This is a genomic window from Nonomuraea rubra, from assembly GCF_014207985.1.
Lineage (GTDB): Bacteria > Actinomycetota > Actinomycetes > Streptosporangiales > Streptosporangiaceae > Nonomuraea > Nonomuraea rubra.
Genome location: NZ_JACHMI010000001.1, coordinates 4,018,739 through 4,034,472 on the forward strand (window position 1 = coordinate 4,018,739; position 15,734 = coordinate 4,034,472).

Genomic DNA, 15,734 nt, shown 5'->3' on the forward strand with positions numbered 1-15,734 from the left:
CCTGCCCTGGACAGGCCGGGGGAAAACCGGCAGGTCAGAACACCCGGGAGGCCGCCTCGTCCCAGGCGGCGCGGTCACCGGACGGCTCGTAGCGGCGCAGCGGCCGCGAGGCGGCGACCAGCGCGCGCATCTCCGCGAGGTCCGACACCAGCCCGGCCGCCCGCGCCTGCACCAGCACGTTGCCGAACGTGGTCGCCTCCCCGGGCCCCGCCACCACCGGCAGCCCGCACGCGTCGGCGGTGAACTGGCACAGCAGCTCGTTCCGCGACCCGCCGCCCACCAGGTGGACCACCTCGACGTCGCGGCCCGACAGCTCCATCGCCTGCCGTACGGCCAGCCGGTGCCCGAGCGCCAGGCTCTCCAGCACGCACCGCACGTACGCGGCGGGGGAGGCGGGCGGCCGCTGGCCGGTGCGGCGGCACTCGGCGGCGATCCTGGCCGGCATGTCGCCCGGCGGCAGGAACGCGGGCTCGTCCGGGTTCACCACGGCGGCGAACGGCCGCTCGGCCGCCGCGGCCTTCAGCAGCTCGCCCAGGTCGGAGCCCGGCCAGGCGCGCAGGCACTCCTGCAGCAGCCACAGGCCCATGACGTTGCGCAGGTAGCGGACGGTGCCGTCGATACCGGCCTCGTTGGTGAAGTTCGCGGCACGGCTCTCGGGGGTGAGCACCGGGCCGGGCAGCTCCACCCCGGCCAGCGACCAGGTGCCGCACGAGACGAAGGCGAAGGCGGGGCCGGTGGCGGGCACCGCGGCCACCGCCGAGGCGGTGTCGTGCGAGCCGACCGCGCGCACGGGCGCCGACCAGCCGATCTCCCCGGCCACGTCCCTGCGCAGCCCGCCGACCGCGTCGCCGGGCTGCCGCAGCGGCGGGAAGAGGCCCGCCGGCAGACCGAGCCGCTCGATCAGCGGTAACGCCCACTCGCGGGTGCGCACGTCCAGCAGGCCCGTGGTGGAGGCGTTGGTCACCTCGGCGCCCGCCTCGCCGGTCAGCCAGTAGCCGATCAGGTCGGGGATCATCAGCATCGTCGCCGCGTCGCCGAGCCGCGGCTCCGCCAGGAGCTGGTAGATCGTGTTGAACGGCAGGACCTGCAGCCCCGACACCTCGTACAGGGCCTCCGCCCCGACCGACCCGGCCACCCGCTCCGCCACGCCGGCCGTGCGGTCGTCGCGGTAGTGCACGGGGTTGCCCAGCATGGCGCCCGACTCGTCGAGCAGCGCGTAGTCCACCGCCCACGAGTCCACGCCGATGGAGGAGACCGGGCCCGCCGCGCGCAACCCGGCGAGGATCTCGCGGTAGAGGCCGAGGATGTCCCAGTAGAGGCGGCCGCCGACGCGGACCGGGCCGTTCGGGAAGCGGTGCGCCTCGGTCAGGCTCAGCCCGCCGGACAGGTCGGCCAGCATCACCCGGCCGCTGGAGGCGCCCAGGTCGACGGCGGCGAAACGGCGGCTCATTGGGTGGACTCCCTGGCGACGAGCTCCGGCTGGAACATGATGTGCTGGTGCGCGTGCGTGTCGGGGTTGTCGCACTCGTCCAGCAGCAGCTCGGTGGCGATGCGGCCGAGCTGGTACGTGGGCTGGCGCATCGAGCTGAGCGACACGGTGGAGGCGGCGGCGAAGTCGATGTCGTCGTAGCCCATCAGCGCCACGTCCTCGGGCACCCGCACCCCCGAGCGCAGCAGCGCGCGCAGCACGCCCAGCGCCAGCAGGTCGTTGGCGCAGAAGACGGCCTCGGGCAGGCCGTCGGCGATCAGGTCCGCGGCGGCCTTCTCGCCCGCGCGGGCCGTCATCGTCGCGGCCTCCGCCACCCGCAGGTCGGCGGGGTCCAGCCCGGCCGCGCGCATCGCGACCTTGGCGCCCTCGCAGCGCTCCACGCACTGGCGGATGGTCAGCGGGCCCGTCACGTACGCGACGGTGCGCGCGCCCTTGGACAGCAGGTGCGCCACGGCCGCCCGGCCGCCCGCGACGTCGTCCACGGCCACCGCGCACTGGTCGGGCCGGTGCGCCGGATGGTCCACCAGCACCACGCTGATGCCGTGCTCGCGCAGCCGGTCGAGCCTGCCGGGGTCCTCGCCCGACGGGGTGATCAGCACGCCGCGCACCCGCTGCTCGGCCAGCACCCGCAGGTTGCGCTCCTCCTTGTCCTGCGACCCGGCGGAGTTGCCGAGGATGACGGCGTACCCCAGCTCGCTGGCGACGTCCTCGACCCCGGCGGCGACCTCGGTGAAGAACGGGTTGCCGATGTCGATCACGCTCAGGCCGATCGTCCTGCTGTGCCCCGCGCGCAGCGTGGAGGCGGAGCCGTGACGGACGAACCCCAGCTCGCTGATGGCCGCCTCCACCCGCTCGCGCGTCGCGGGGGCGACTTTGCCGGGCCGGTTCAGTACGTTGGAGACCGTGCCCGGGGAGACGCCGGCGTGTGCGGCGACGTCCTTGATGCTGACCATGGCCATGAAGCTAAATTAAAACGTACTAACGGAGAGTGCGCCAGTCGCGGCGCCGGTGGGCCGCAGATTCGCGTTGACATGGCCGGGAGACGCCGCCTAACGTCGCGCGCCGGGAGTAAAACGTTTCTACAAGAGGGGGCGCTCGTGATCCGCGCTGCCATCGTAGGGGCCGGCGCCATCGCCGCGCACAGCCACGTGCCCGCCCTGCGGGCCCACCGCGACCGGGTCGAGCTGGTGGCCGTGGCGGACGTGGACGAGAGCAGGGCCCGCACGCTCGCCGGCGGCAACGCGGCGGTGTACGCCGACCTGGGGGATCTGCTCGCCGCCGAGCGCCCCGACCTGGTGATCGTCTGCACGCCGCCGTACCTGCACGTGGACCAGGCAATCGAGGCCCTGTCGGCGGGGGCGTGGGTGTGGTGCGAGAAGCCGGCCGCGCTCTCGCTGGCCGAGCTGGACCGGATGGCGGCGGCCGAGGGCGCGGGCGGGCCGTACCTGTCGGTCGTCTACCAGCAGCGCTTCGGCTCCGGCGCCGGGCACCTGCGCGCGCTGGGCGGGGCGCTGGGCCGCCCGATGCTGGCGCTGTGCCAGACGACCTGGCATCGGGGCGAGGAGTACTACTCGGTGCCGTACCGCGGCAAGTGGGCCACCGAGGGCGGCGGCACGACGGTGCTGCACGGGGTGCACCAGATGGACCTGATGTTGTCGGTGTTCGGCGACTGGGCGGAGGTCAGGGCCATGGCCGGGCGGCTGGACCGGCCGATCGAGACCGAGGACGTGTCGCTGGCCATGGTGCGCTTCGAGAACGGAGCCATGGGCTCGGTCGTCACCAGCGTGCTGTCGCCGCGCGAGGAGAGCTACCTGCGCTTCGACTTCGCCGACGCCACGGTGGAGCTGCGCCACCTGTACGGCTACGGCAACGCCGACTGGACCTCCACCTCGCCGCTGTGGAGCCCGCCCGAGGACGTCCCCAGCAGCCACGCCACCCAGCTCGGCCTGCTGCTGGACGCCTACGAGCGCGGCGAGCGCCCGCCGGCCTCGGGCGCGGACGCCAGGCGGGCCATGGAGTTCGTCACCGGCCTGTACGCCTCCGCCTTCACCGGCCGCCCGGTGCTGCGGAAGGAGATCACCGCGGACAGCCCGTTCTACCACCGGCTCGACGGCGGCGTTGAAACGTTCTTCGCCGCCGGTGAGTCCTGAGCCGGAAGGCGCTCCCGGCCCGCCGCCGAAACACCCCCGCTGATCTGCCCGGACGGCTCGCCAGGGCGCCACGGGTCTTGTGCGTTGCGATGCCGGAACGTTTTAATCCCCCGTAAACACAGACGTAACGGACTGTGAGCGCTAACAGATCTCGAAAGGCAGACATTCATGCCGGATGGCATCGCGTACGGCGGGGACTGGAATCCCGAGCAGTGGCCCGAGGAGACGTGGGAGCAGGACGTCGCGCTGATGCGCGAGGCCGGCGTCAACCGGGTCAGCGTCGGGATCTTCTCCTGGTCGTCGCTCGAGCCCGTCGAGGGCGTGTTCGACTTCGGCTGGTTCGACCGGGTGATGGACCTGCTGGCCGAGAACGGGATCGGCGCCAACCTCGCCACGCCCACCGCCTCCCCGCCGCCGTGGTTCTCCGACGCCTACCCGCAGGCGCTGCCCGTGGACGCCGACGGGCGGCGCCTGTACCACGGCAGCAGGCAGGGCTTCTGCCCCAGCTCGCCCATCTACCGCGAGAAGGCCCTGCGCATCGCCGAGCAGGTGGCGCTGCGCTACCGCGATCACCCGGCGCTGGCCCTGTGGCACGTGCACAACGAGTACGGCTGCCACAACGCCCGCTGCTACTGCGACACCTCGGCCGCCGCCTTCCGCGCCTGGCTGCGCACCCGCTACTCCTCGCTGGACGCGCTCAACGAGGCGTGGGGCACCGCGTTCTGGTCGCAGCGCTACAGCGACTGGGCGCAGATCCTGCCGCCCCGCGCCACCCCCAGCTTCCCGAACCCGGGCCAGCAGCTCGACTTCCGCAGGTTCAGCTCCGACGCGCTGGTCGAGCTGTACGTCGCCGAACGCGACCTGCTCAAGCGGCTCACCCCCGACGTGCCCGCCACCACCAATCTGATGGCCGGCGCCCACTGGGACATGGACTGCTGGGCCTTCGCCGCCGAGCTGGACGTCGTCTCCACCGACCACTACCTGATCGGCGCCCGCCGCGAGCGCCACATCGACCTGGCCTTCGCCGCCGACTACGCCCGCTCGCTGGGCGGCGGCCGGCCGTGGCTGCTCATGGAGCACTCCACCAGCGCGGTCAACTGGCAGCCGCGCAACCTCGCCAAGACCCCGGGCGAGCTGCGCCGCAACTCGCTCCAGCACCTGGCCAGGGGCGCGGACGGGATCATGTTCTTCCAGTGGCGCCAGTCGCGGGCGGGCGCCGAGAAGTGGCACTCGGCGATGCTGCCGCACGCCGGCACCGACACCAAGATCTGGCGCGAGGTGGTGGCGCTCGGGGCCGAGCTGGCGGGGCTGTCCGGCGTGGCCGGCAGCACGGTCAAGGCCGACGTCGCCCTGCTCCTCGACCACTCCAGCGTGTGGGCGCAGGACCACCCCGCCCAGCCCACCTCGGAGCTGGACCCGGTGGAGGAGGCCAAGCGCTGGCACGCCGCGCTGTGGCGGGCCGGCGTCACCTGCGACGTGGCCCGCCCCGAGGGGGACCTGAGCGGGTACCGCCTGGTCGTGGTGCCGCAGCTCTACCTGGTGAGCGACGCGGGGGCGGCCAACCTGGAGGAGTTCGCCCGGCGGGGCGGGGTCGTGGTCGTGGGCCCGTACAGCGGGATCGTGGACGAGCACGACCGGGTCCGGCTGGGCGGCTACCCGGGCGCCTGGCGGGACCTGCTCGGGGTGAGCGTCGAGGAGTTCTTCCCGCTCGACGCGCCGATCAGGCTGGCCTCGGGCGCGACCGGCGGCGTGTGGAGCGAGGCTGCGCGGGTCACCACCGCCAAGGTGCTCGACACGTACGCGACTGGTGAGCCCGCCTGGACGCGCAACGAGTTCGGCGACGGCTCGGCGCACTACCTGACCACCCTGCTCGACGACGCCGCGCTCGCCGAGGTCCTCGCCACGGCCTGCCGCGAGGCGGGGGTACGGCCGGAGGCCGCGGGCGTGCCGGGGGTCGAGGTCGTACGGCGCTCGCACCCGGACGGGCGCTCCTTCCTGTTCGCCGTCAACCACACCGCCGAGGACGCCACCGTCACGACCGCGGAGGGCGGCACGGTCACCGTCGCGGCCGGCGACGCCGTGGTGATCCCCGGCTGAGCTGTTAAAACGTGTCATGCTCCCGATCCGGTTCGGCCAGGGCATCGGGGGGAGCACCGGTCCATTGACAGCGAGCACCAGTAATCATAGTTTCCTGCACGAAGGATTAAAACGTTTTGAAGGGAGTGTCAGTGCAACGCGTCTGCTTCCTGCTGAAAGTCCGCCCAGAGCGGCTGGCGGAGTACCGCGAACGCCACCGCGCGGTCTGGCCGGAGATGCGAGAGGCGCTGTCGCGCACCGGCTGGCACAACTACTCGCTCTTCCTCAGGGACGACGGCCTCCTCGTGGGATACCTGGAGACCGAGGACTTCGAGGCCGCACAGCAGGCGATGGCCGGGACCGAGGTCAACGCCCGCTGGCAGGCCGAGATGGCGCCGTTCTTCGAGGGCCTCGACGGCCGCCCCGACGAGGGCATGGTCCCGCTGACCGAAGTGTTCCACCTGGATTGATCGGGGAGTAATGACTGACATCAAGGCCGCGCTGCGGTCGCAGCGCATCGAGACACCGTCCTGGGCCTACGGCAACAGCGGCACCCGGTTCAAGGTGTTCGCCCAGCAGGGCGTGCCGCGCGACCCGTACGAGAAGCTGGCCGACGCCGCCCAGGTGCACGCCTACACCGGCATCGCCCCGACGGTCGCCCTGCACATCCCGTGGGACAAGGTGGACGACTACGCCGACCTGGCCCGCCACGCCCGCGAGCTGGGCGTGGGAATCGGCGCGATCAACTCCAACGTCTTCCAGGACGACGACTACAAGCTGGGCAGCGTCACCCACCCCGACGCGCGGGTGCGCCGCAAGGCCACCGACCACCTGCTCGAGTGCGTCGACATCATGGACGCCACCGGCAGCGACACGCTGAAGCTGTGGTTCTCCGACGGCATCAACTACCCCGGCCAGGACGACATCAGGTCCCGCCAGGACCGGCTGGCCGAGTCGCTGGCCGAGGTCTACGGCCGCCTGGGCGAGGGCCAGCGGTTCCTGCTGGAGTACAAGCTGTTCGAGCCCGCCTTCTACGCCACCGACGTGCCCGACTGGGGCACCGCCTACGCGCACTGCGTCAAGCTCGGCCCCAAGGCGCAGGTCGTCGTGGACACCGGCCACCACGCCCCGGGCACCAACATCGAGTTCATCGTGGCCTTCCTCCTGCGGGACGGCAAGCTCGGCGGCTTCGACTTCAACTCCCGCTTCTACGCCGACGACGACCTCATGGTGGGCGCGGCGGACCCGTTCCAGCTCTTCCGCATCATGTACGAGGTCATCAGGGGCGGCGGGTTCACCGACGAGGTCGCGTTCATGCTCGACCAGTGCCACAACATCGAGCCCAAGATCCCGGGCCAGATCCGCTCGGTCATGAACGTGCAGGAGGCCACCGCCAAGGCCCTGCTCGTGGACCGCGACGCGCTGAGCGCCGCGCAGAACGAGGGCGACGTGCTGGGCGCCAACGCCGTCCTGATGGACGCCTACAACACCGACGTGCGGCCGCTGCTCGCCGAGCTGCGCGAGGAGCAGGGCCTGGCGCCCGACCCGATGGCCGCCTACGCCAAGTCCGGATACTTCGAGAAGATCGCCGCCGAGCGCGTCGGCGGCAACCAGGCCGGCTGGGGGGCCTGAAGCATCATGTCCAACGTCATCAAGGAACTCCTCGACCGCTCCCACCGCCTGGGCGCCGACCCGCGCAACACCAACTTCGCGGGCGGCAACACCTCGGCCAAGGGCACCGAGCCCGACCCCGTCACCGGGGAGGACGTCGAGCTGCTGTGGGTCAAGGGCTCCGGCGGCGACCTCGGCACGCTGAAGCAGGCCGGCCTCGCCGTGCTGCGGCTCGACCGGCTGCGCGCGCTCAAGGGCGTCTACCCGGGCGTCGAGCGCGAGGACGAGATGGTCGCCGCGTTCGACTACTGCCTGCACGGCAAGGGCGGCGCCGCGCCGTCCATCGACACCGCCATGCACGGCCTGGTCGAGGCCGGCCACGTCGACCACCTGCACCCCGACGCGGGCATCGCGATCGCCACCGCCGCCGACGGCGAGGAGCTGACCGGGCGCGTCTTCGGCGACCGGGTCGTGTGGGTGCCGTGGCGCCGTCCCGGCTTCCAGCTCGGCCTGGACATCGCCGCCATCAAGGAGGCGAACCCGCAGGCCATCGGCTGCATCCTGGGCGGCCACGGCATCACCGCGTGGGGCGAGACCTCCGAGGAGTGCGAGGCCCGCTCGCTGGAGATCATCCGTACCGCGGAGGCGTACCTGGCCGAGCACAGCCGCCCCGACCCGTTCGGCGCGGTCGTCCACGACACGCTGCCGGAGGCCGAGCGGCACGAGCGGGCCGCGGCGCTGTTCCCGCTGATCCGCGGCCTGGCCTCGACCGACCTGCGCATGGTCGGCCACTACACCGACACCCCCGAGGTGCTCGACTTCGTCTCCCGCGCCGAGCACCCGAGGCTCGCCGCGCTGGGCACGTCCTGCCCCGACCACTTCCTGCGCACCAAGGTCGCGCCGCTGGTGCTGGACCTGCCGCCGGACGCGCCGCTGGAGCAGGCCGCCGAGCGGCTGCGCGAGCTGCACGCGGCCTACCGCGAGGAGTACACCGCCTACTACGAGCGGCACGCCACCCCCGACTCCCCGGCCATCCGGGGCGCGGACCCGGCGATCGTGCTGGTGCCGGGCGTCGGCATGTTCTCCTTCGGCAAGGACAAGCAGACCGCCCGCGTGGCCGGCGAGTTCTACGTCAACGCCATCAACGTCATGCGCGGTGCCGAGTCCGTCTCCGCCTACGCCCCCATCCCCGAGTCGGAGAAGTTCCGCATCGAGTACTGGGAGCTGGAGGAGGCCAAGCTCCGCCGCATGCCCAAGCCCAAGCCCCTGGCCACCAGGGTCGCGCTGGTGACCGGCGGCGGCTCGGGCATCGGCGCGGCCACCGCCCGCCGGCTGGCCGCCGAGGGCGCCTGCGTGATCGTGGCCGACCGCGACCTGGGCGCGGCTGAGAAGGTGGCCGCCGAGATTGGCGCGGGCGCGTACCGCGTCTCGGACGTCGCCGTGGCGGTCGGGGTGGACGTCACGTCGGAGGAGCAGATCACCGCCGCGGTACGCGCGGGCGTGCTCGCCTTCGGCGGCGTCGACCTGGTCGTCAACAACGCCGGCCTGTCGCTGTCGCGCGCGCTCCTGGAGACCACGCTGGCCGACTGGGACCTGCAGCACGACGTGATGGCGCGCGGCTCGTTCCTGGTCTCCCGCGAGACGGCCAAGGTCATGATCGACCAGGCCATGGGCGGCGACATCGTCTACATCTCCTCCAAGAACTCCGTCTTCGCCGGCCCGAACAACGTCGCCTACGGCGCCGCCAAGGCCGACCAGGCCCACCAGGTGCGCCTGCTGGCGGCCGAGCTGGGCGCCCACGGCATCCGCGTCAACGGCGTCAACCCCGACGGCGTCGTACGCGGCTCCGGCATCTTCGCCTCCGGCTGGGGCGCCAACCGCGCGGCCGTGTACGGGGTCGAGGAGGAGAGGCTCGGCGAGTTCTACGCCCAGCGCACCCTGCTCAAGCGCGAGGTCCTGCCCGAGCACGTGGCCAACGCGGTCTTCGCGCTCACCGGCAGCGACCTGACCCACACCACCGGCCTGCACGTCCCGGTGGACGCCGGCGTCGCCGCCGCCTTCCTGCGCTAGGAATAGGCGCTAGACATAGGCGGCCACCAGACCGCTGACCATCAGCACCACCCCGGCCGCCGTGACCAGGATCCCTCCGGTCACGGCGGCCCGGCGCCCCCTGCGCGCCCCCAGCCAGTACAGGACGACGTACGGCAGGAATCCCAGCCCGGCCAGCCCCATCCCCGGCAGGGACAGCGCCGCGAGCACGCCCTTCGGGCCGGCGGGCACGGCCCGGTCGCCCGCCGGAGTGAGCTGCGCCCGCATCACGTCCCCCGGCTCGGAGTCGGGCGACGCGGCCACCTCCACGGGCGTGTCGCCGCCGTCAGGCGTGAACCAGCCCCGGCAGTCGTAGCGCCCCTCGCCCAGGGCCTCGCACCAGACCACGCGCAGCGTGCCCGGCGTGCCCACCCGCCCGGTGGCCAGCTCCAGGCTGTTCACGGCGAGCGGCACCGGCATGAGGCAGACCGCGAGCCAGAGCAGGACGAGGATCACCCGTCCCCACGGGCCGGGGCCTCTTCCACGTGTGGCAGGCCGGATTTCGGACAAGAACTCGGTCATGGCCTCCATCCTGATGCCCCCGTCTTGGAGCTCACCTGCAGGTGACAAGTCTCACGATGCGAGCGGTGAGGCCGCGCTGGCTTGCATGTCCATCCTCTAGAGTGCATTATCTTCACAAGCAAGGTCATGAGCTATGATGCATAAACATGCATTCAGGAGGGGTGGAATGAGAGCAGCGGTCGCGGGAGCCAGCGGCTACGCGGGAGGGGAGCTGCTCCGCCTCCTGCTCGGCCATCCCGAGTTCGAGATCGGCGCGCTCACCGCCGCCTCCAGCGCCGGCAGCCGCCTCGGCGCCCACCAGCCGCACCTGCCGCAGCTCGCCGACCGGGTCATCGAGGACACCACGCCCGCCGCGCTCGCCGGCCACGACGTGGTCTTCCTGGCGCTGCCGCACGGCCACTCCGCCGCCGTCGCCGCGCAGCTGGGCGAGGACACGATCGTGGTCGACTGCGGCGCCGACCACCGGCTCACCGACCCCGCCGCCTGGCAGGAGTTCTACGGCGGCGAGCACGCCGGCACCTGGCCCTACGGCCTGCCCGAGCTGCCCGGCCAGCGCGACCTCCTCAAGGGCGCCAGGCGCATCGCCGTGCCCGGCTGCTACCCGACCTCCGTCCTGCTCGCCCTGACCCCCGCGTTCGCCGCCGGCCTGGCCGCGCCCGACGTGGTCGTGGTGGCCGCCAGCGGCACCAGCGGCGCCGGCAAGTCGCTCAAGCCGAACCTGCTCGGCAGCGAGGTCATGGGCTCCGTCAGCGCGTACGGCGTCGGCGGCGTCCACCGGCACACCCCCGAGATGGAGCAGGGCCTGTCGGCCGTCGCGGGCACGCCCGTACGGGTGTCGTTCACCCCGACCCTGGTCCCCATGAGCCGTGGCATCCTGGCCACCTGCTCCGCCCCCGCCGCGCCCGGTGTCACCGGGGAGTCGCTGCGGGCGGCGTACGAGGTCGCGCTGAAGGACGAGCCGTTCGTCCACCTCCTGCCCGAGGGCGTCTGGCCCGCCACCTCCATGACGTACGGCGCCAACACCGCGGCGCTGCAGGTGACGCTCGACCCGCGCGCGAACCGCGTGGTCGCCGTCATCGCCATCGACAACCTCACCAAGGGCACCGCCGGGGGCGCCCTGCAGAGCGTGAACCTCGCCCTCGGCCTGCCGGAAGAGCTCGGCCTCCCCACGACAGGAGTTGCTCCATGAGTGTTACCGCCCCCCTGGGTTTCCGGGCCGCGGGTGTCGCCGCAGGAATCAAGTCCGGCGGCGCCCGTGACCTGGCCCTCGTCGTCAACGACGGGCCCAGCCGCGCCGCCGCGGGCGTCTTCACCGCCAACCGCGTGAAGGCCGCGCCCGTGCTGTGGTCGCAGCAGGTCCTCGCGGGCGGGCGACTGCGAGCGGTGGTGCTCAACTCCGGCGGAGCCAACGCGTGCACCGGGCCGGAGGGCTTCCAGGACACCCACGCCACGGCCGAGAAGGTCGCCGCGGCGCTGGAGGACTCCGCGGGTGAGATCGCGGTCTGCTCCACCGGCCTGATCGGCGAGCGGCTGCCGATGGACGAGCTGCTGTCCGGCATCGAGACCGCCGCCGGCCAGCTCTCCCGCGACGGCGGCCTGGCCGCCGCCGACGCCATCCGCACCACCGACACCGTCTCCAAGATCTCCTTCAAACGCGGCACCGGCTACATGGTCGGCGGCATGGCCAAGGGCGCCGGCATGCTCGCCCCGGCCCTGGCCACCATGCTCTGCGTGATCACCACCGACGCCGACCTGACCGGCGAGCAGCTCGACGCCACGCTGCGCAAGGCCACCTCGGTGACGTTCGACCGGCTCGACACCGACGGCTGCATGTCCACCAACGACACCGTGCTGCTGCTGGCCAGCGGCGCCGCCGGGGTCAAGCCCGACTTGGCCGAGTTCGAGCAGCGGGTCACCGACGTCTGCGCCGACCTGGCCAGGCAGCTCCTGGTGGACGCCGAGGGCGCCTCCAAGGCCATCGCCATCGAGGTGGTCGGCGCCGCCTCCGAGGACGACGCGGTCAAGGTCGGCCGCTCGGTGGCCCGTTCCAACCTGCTCAAGTGCGCCATCCACGGCGAGGACCCCAACTGGGGCCGCGTCCTGGCCGCCGTCGGCACCACCGACGCGGAGTTCGAGCCCGACCGGCTCAACGTGGCCATCAACGGCATCTGGATCTGCCGCGGCGGCGCGGTCGGCGACGACCGGTCCAAGGTGGACATGCGCCCCCGCGACGTGACGATCACCATCGACCTGTCGGCCGGCCCGCACACCGCGACCGTCCACACCACCGACCTGACGGCCGACTACGTCCACGAGAACTCGGCGTACTCCTCATGAGGCTGATCACGGCGCAGACCAAGGCCGAGGCGCTGATCGAGGCGCTGCCCTGGCTGACCCGCTTCCACGGCGCGACCGTCGTCATCAAGTACGGCGGCAACGCCATGACGGAGGAGGCTCTCAAGGAGGGCTTCGCCGAGGACGTCGTCTTCCTGCACCACGCCGGCCTGCGCCCGGTCGTCGTGCACGGCGGCGGCCCGCAGATCAGCAGCGCGCTGGACAAGGCGGGCATCCAGTCCACGTTCACCGCCGGCCTCCGGGTCACCACGCCCGAGGCCATGCAGGTCGTCAGGATGGTGCTCACGGGGCAGGTCAACCGCGACATCGTGGGCCTGGTCAACCGGCACGGCCCGTTCGCGGTCGGCATGTCCGGCGAGGACGCCCACCTGTTCACGGCCGTGCGCAAGCACGCCATCGTGGACGGGCAGCCGGTCGACATCGGCCAGGTCGGCGAGATCATCAAGGTCGATCCCGGCGCCGTCAACGCCCTGCTCGACAACGGCCGCATCCCGGTCATCTCCAGCGTGGCCAGGGGCGACGACGGAGAGATCTACAACGTCAACGCCGACACCGCCGCCGCCGCGCTGGCCGTGGCGCTCCAGGCCCATAAGCTGATCGTGCTGACCGACGTGGAGGGCCTGTACGCCAACTGGCCCGACGACACCGACGTCATCGACCTGCTCACCGCCGACGAGCTCGAAGCCATGATGCCCACACTGTCCAGCGGCATGGTGCCGAAGATGGAGGCGTGCCTGACGGCCGTGCAGGGCGGGGTGCCGCAGGCCCACGTCCTCGACGGCCGCGTGCCCCACTCCCTGCTGCTGGAGATCTTCACCAATGAAGGAATCGGAACGATGGTGATGCCCTGATGAGCCTGTTCGAAAGGTTCGAAAGCGCCTTCATGCCCAACTACGGCGTCCCCCCGGTCGCCCTGGCACGAGGCGAGGGCTCCCGCGTGTGGGACGTGGACGGCAAGGAGTACCTCGACTTCATCGCCGGCATCGCGACCAGCTCGCTCGGCCACGCCCACCCCGCCCTGGTCGAGGCCGTCTCCAGGCAGGTCGCCACCATCGCGCACACCAGCAACCTGTTCCTGCACGAGCCCGAGGTGCTGCTGGCCGAGCGGCTGCGCGCCCTGCTCGACGCCCCCGCCAGGGTCTTCCTGTCCAACTCCGGCACCGAAGCCAACGAGGCCGCCTACAAGCTCGCGCTCAAGTACGGCAGGCGCGAGGGCCGCTCCTACTTCGTGGCCGCCGAGAACGGCTTCCACGGCCGCACGATCGGCGCCCTGTCCCTGACAGGCAAGAAGGCGATCCGCGACCAGTTCGGCCCGTTCCCCGTGCCCGTCCGCTTCGTCCCCTACGGCGACGCCGACGCGCTCAAGGAGACCGTGACCGGCGACTGCATCGCGGTCTTCCTGGAGCCCACCCAGGGCGAGGCCGGCGTGGTGCCGCCGCCCGAGGGCTACTTCGAGGCGGCCCGCGAGATCTGCGACTCGACCGGCGCGCTGCTGGTGGCCGACGAGATCCAGTCGGCCATCGGCCGCAGCGGCCACTGGTTCGCCCACCAGGCCGACGGCGTCACCCCCGACATCCTCACCCTGGCCAAGGGCCTGGGCGGCGGGCTGCCGATCGGCGCCTGCATCGGCTTCGGCGACGCGGGCAAGCTGTTCGAGAAGGGCGACCACGGCTCGACGTTCGGCGGCAACCCGGTCTCCTGCGCCGCGGCGCTGGCCGTGCTCGACACCCTGGACCTCGACCACGTCAAGACGGTCTCCGCGCGGCTGCGCGGCGGGCTGGAGTCCGTCCGGGAGCCGCTGCTCAAGGCCGTGCGCGGGCGCGGACTCTGGCTGGGCGCCGTGCTGGCCGAGCCCCGCTCGGCCGAGGTCCAGCAGGCCGCCGCGAACGCCGGCTTCCTGGTCAACGCCCTGCAGCCCGACGTCGTACGCATCGCACCCCCGCTGATCGTGACGGCCGGCGAGGTGGACGCGTTCGTGACCGCGTTCCCCGCGATCCTGGCGGAGGCTTCCAAGTGACCAGGCATTTCCTCCGCGACGACGACCTGACCCCCGCCGAGCAGGCGGAGGTGCTCGACCTGGCCGCCGCGATGAAGAAGGACCGGTTCGGCTACCGCCCCTTCGAGGGCCCGCAGACCGTCGCCGTCCTGTTCGACAAGCCGTCGGCCAGGACGCGCGTCTCCTTCCACACCGGCATCGGCGAGCTCGGCGGCCTGCCGCTGATCGTCGACAACGTCTCGGTCCTCATGGGCCGCGGCGAGCCGCCCGCCGACCTCGCCCGGGTGCTCGACCGGCAGGTGGCCGCCATCGTCTGGCGCACCACCGGCCAGGAGCTGATCGACGAGATGGCCGCCCACTCGCGGGTGCCGGTCGTCAACGCGCTCACCGACGAGTTCCACCCCTGCCAGATCCTGGCCGACCTGCAGACCGTCCAGGAGCGGCTGGGCCGCACCGCCGGGATCACGTTCACCTACGTGGGCGACGGCGCCAACAACATGGCCCACTCCTACCTGCTCGGCGGCGCCACGGCCGGCATGCACGTACGCATCGCCGCCCCGGCCGGCTACCAGCCCGACGCGGTCATCCTCGACCAGGCCGCCGCCATCGCCGCGAAGACCGGCGGATCGGTGGTGGCGCTGACGGACCCGGTGGCCGCCGCCCAGGGGGCGCACGTGATCGCCACCGACACGTGGGTTTCGATGGGCCAGGACGGCAAGGAGGAACGGGTGACCGCCCTCATGCCGTACCAGGTGAACTCCGAGCTGCTCGAACACGCGGCACCCGACGCCGTCGTGCTGCACTGCCTGCCCGCCTACCGCGGCTACGAGATCACCGCCGAGGTGCTCGACGGGCCGCGGAGCGTGGTGTGGGACCAGGCGGAGAACCGGCTGCACGCCCAGAAGGCCCTGCTGCACTGGCTAGTCTCGCGCACATGACCATCCCCATGACCAAGGCCGCGCGGCAGGCGAAGATCACCGACCTGCTGGAGCGGAAGGCCGTGCGCTCCCAGCCCGAGCTGGCCAAGCTGCTCGCCGAGAGCGGCGTGGAGGTCACCCAGGCCACGCTCTCGCGTGACCTCGACGAGCTCGGCGCGCTCAAGCTGCGCGCCGACGACGGCTCCCTCGTCTACGCGCTGCCCGGCGAGGGCGGCGGCCGCATCCCGCTCACCCGGCTGGGCAGCGGCGAGAGCCCGGCCGCCCGCCTGCACCGCATCGCCGAGGAACTGCTCGTCGGCGCCGAGGCCTCGGCCAACCTGGTCATCGTGCGCACCCCGCCGGGCGCGGCGCAGTTCCTCGCCTCGGCCATCGACCACGCCGACTGGGAGTCCATCCTCGGCACGGTCGCGGGCGACGACACCATCCTCGTGATCAGCCGCGACCCGGCGGGCGGCCAGGCCCTCGCCGAGGCGCTGCTGAAGGTCGCCGACCGGCGAAGCTAGAAGACT

The 15,734-nt window shown here is 72.3% G+C and carries 14 protein-coding genes; 11 read left to right on the forward strand and 3 right to left on the reverse strand.

Annotated elements, in window-relative coordinates; translation table 11 throughout:
* Positions 1-34: 34 nt before the first annotated feature.
* Together HD593_RS18355 and HD593_RS18360 are read right to left on the reverse strand one after the other, a co-directional pair.
* Positions 35-1,450 (reverse strand): rhamnulokinase, encoded by a 1,416-nt coding sequence (locus HD593_RS18355; RefSeq protein WP_185103308.1) that lies wholly within the window; start codon positions 1,448-1,450, stop codon positions 35-37.
* A complete protein-coding gene (locus HD593_RS18360; protein ID WP_185103309.1) occupies positions 1,447-2,448 on the reverse strand; it encodes a LacI family DNA-binding transcriptional regulator in 1,002 nt (333 codons plus the stop codon). The genes HD593_RS18355 and HD593_RS18360 overlap by 4 nt, the downstream gene beginning before the upstream one ends.
* A 138-nt stretch (positions 2,449-2,586) precedes the next feature.
* Between HD593_RS18360 and HD593_RS18365 the strand changes: the two genes are divergently transcribed.
* The 5 genes from HD593_RS18365 to HD593_RS18385 all read left to right on the forward strand — a co-directional run bounded on the left by HD593_RS18365 (position 2,587) and on the right by HD593_RS18385 (position 9,396).
* Positions 2,587-3,639 (forward strand): Gfo/Idh/MocA family protein, encoded by a 1,053-nt coding sequence (locus HD593_RS18365; protein ID WP_312903538.1) that lies wholly within the window; start codon positions 2,587-2,589, stop codon positions 3,637-3,639.
* Between the two features lie 168 nt (positions 3,640-3,807).
* A complete protein-coding gene (locus tag HD593_RS18370) occupies positions 3,808-5,736 on the forward strand; it encodes a beta-galactosidase (RefSeq protein WP_185103311.1) in 1,929 nt (642 codons plus the stop codon).
* A gap of 131 nt (positions 5,737-5,867) precedes the next feature.
* On the forward strand, positions 5,868-6,185 hold the full coding sequence (locus HD593_RS18375) for an L-rhamnose mutarotase (RefSeq protein WP_185103312.1): 318 nt from the start codon (positions 5,868-5,870) through the stop codon (positions 6,183-6,185).
* A gap of 10 nt (positions 6,186-6,195) precedes the next feature.
* Positions 6,196-7,347, forward strand: a complete 1,152-nt coding sequence (rhaI, locus tag HD593_RS18380) for an L-rhamnose isomerase (RefSeq protein WP_185103313.1) — start codon at positions 6,196-6,198, stop codon at positions 7,345-7,347.
* A gap of 6 nt (positions 7,348-7,353) precedes the next feature.
* Entirely contained in the window at positions 7,354-9,396 is a 2,043-nt protein-coding gene (locus tag HD593_RS18385; protein ID WP_185103314.1) for a bifunctional aldolase/short-chain dehydrogenase, read from the forward strand.
* Between the two features lie 9 nt (positions 9,397-9,405).
* Here HD593_RS18385 and HD593_RS18390 read toward each other — a convergent pair whose 3' ends face one another.
* Positions 9,406-9,936, reverse strand: a complete 531-nt coding sequence (locus tag HD593_RS18390) for a hypothetical protein (RefSeq protein ID WP_185103315.1) — start codon at positions 9,934-9,936, stop codon at positions 9,406-9,408.
* A 166-nt stretch (positions 9,937-10,102) separates the two neighbouring features.
* On the opposite strand from HD593_RS18390, the gene argC reads away from it, so the two are divergent.
* The 6 genes from argC to HD593_RS18420 are packed head-to-tail and all read left to right on the forward strand — an operon-like array spanning position 10,103 to position 15,728.
* Positions 10,103-11,125 carry an N-acetyl-gamma-glutamyl-phosphate reductase gene (argC, locus tag HD593_RS18395; protein ID WP_185103316.1) on the forward strand — a complete coding sequence of 341 codons (1,023 nt, stop codon included), beginning with the start codon at positions 10,103-10,105 and terminating at the stop codon, positions 11,123-11,125.
* Positions 11,122-12,273, forward strand: a complete 1,152-nt coding sequence (argJ, locus tag HD593_RS18400) for a bifunctional glutamate N-acetyltransferase/amino-acid acetyltransferase ArgJ (protein ID WP_185103317.1) — start codon at positions 11,122-11,124, stop codon at positions 12,271-12,273. Before argC ends, argJ begins: the two co-directional genes overlap by 4 nt.
* Complete coding sequence (gene argB, locus HD593_RS18405; RefSeq protein WP_185103318.1) at positions 12,270-13,142, forward strand: acetylglutamate kinase; 873 nt, start codon at positions 12,270-12,272, stop codon at positions 13,140-13,142. The genes argJ and argB overlap by 4 nt, the downstream gene beginning before the upstream one ends.
* Entirely contained in the window at positions 13,142-14,308 is a 1,167-nt protein-coding gene (locus tag HD593_RS18410; protein ID WP_185103319.1) for an acetylornithine transaminase, read from the forward strand. The genes argB and HD593_RS18410 overlap by 1 nt, the downstream gene beginning before the upstream one ends.
* Positions 14,305-15,225: an ornithine carbamoyltransferase gene (argF, locus tag HD593_RS18415; protein ID WP_185103320.1), complete on the forward strand. Its 921-nt coding sequence runs from the start codon at positions 14,305-14,307 to the stop codon at positions 15,223-15,225. Before HD593_RS18410 ends, argF begins: the two co-directional genes overlap by 4 nt.
* Entirely contained in the window at positions 15,222-15,728 is a 507-nt protein-coding gene (locus tag HD593_RS18420; protein WP_185103321.1) for an arginine repressor, read from the forward strand. The genes argF and HD593_RS18420 overlap by 4 nt, the downstream gene beginning before the upstream one ends.
* Positions 15,729-15,734: the final 6 nt, after the last annotated feature.

What these genes read in the sequence shown, in the direction of transcription:
- argJ (WP_185103317.1), top strand. Translation starts at nt 11,122, where the DNA reads ATGAGTGTTACCGCCCCCCTGGGTTTCCGGGCCGCGGGTGTCGCCGCA.
- HD593_RS18385 (WP_185103314.1), top strand. Translation starts at nt 7,354, where the DNA reads ATGTCCAACGTCATCAAGGAACTCCTCGACCGCTCCCACCGCCTGGGC.
- HD593_RS18390 (WP_185103315.1), bottom strand. Translation starts at nt 9,936, where the DNA reads ATGACCGAGTTCTTGTCCGAAATCCGGCCTGCCACACGTGGAAGAGGC.
- argB (WP_185103318.1), top strand. Translation starts at nt 12,270, where the DNA reads ATGAGGCTGATCACGGCGCAGACCAAGGCCGAGGCGCTGATCGAGGCG.
- rhaI (WP_185103313.1), top strand. Translation starts at nt 6,196, where the DNA reads ATGACTGACATCAAGGCCGCGCTGCGGTCGCAGCGCATCGAGACACCG.
- HD593_RS18355 (WP_185103308.1), bottom strand. Translation starts at nt 1,450, where the DNA reads ATGAGCCGCCGTTTCGCCGCCGTCGACCTGGGCGCCTCCAGCGGCCGG.
- HD593_RS18410 (WP_185103319.1), top strand. Translation starts at nt 13,142, where the DNA reads ATGAGCCTGTTCGAAAGGTTCGAAAGCGCCTTCATGCCCAACTACGGC.
- HD593_RS18370 (WP_185103311.1), top strand. Translation starts at nt 3,808, where the DNA reads ATGCCGGATGGCATCGCGTACGGCGGGGACTGGAATCCCGAGCAGTGG.
- HD593_RS18360 (WP_185103309.1), bottom strand. Translation starts at nt 2,448, where the DNA reads ATGGCCATGGTCAGCATCAAGGACGTCGCCGCACACGCCGGCGTCTCC.
- HD593_RS18420 (WP_185103321.1), top strand. Translation starts at nt 15,222, where the DNA reads ATGACCATCCCCATGACCAAGGCCGCGCGGCAGGCGAAGATCACCGAC.
- argC (WP_185103316.1), top strand. Translation starts at nt 10,103, where the DNA reads ATGAGAGCAGCGGTCGCGGGAGCCAGCGGCTACGCGGGAGGGGAGCTG.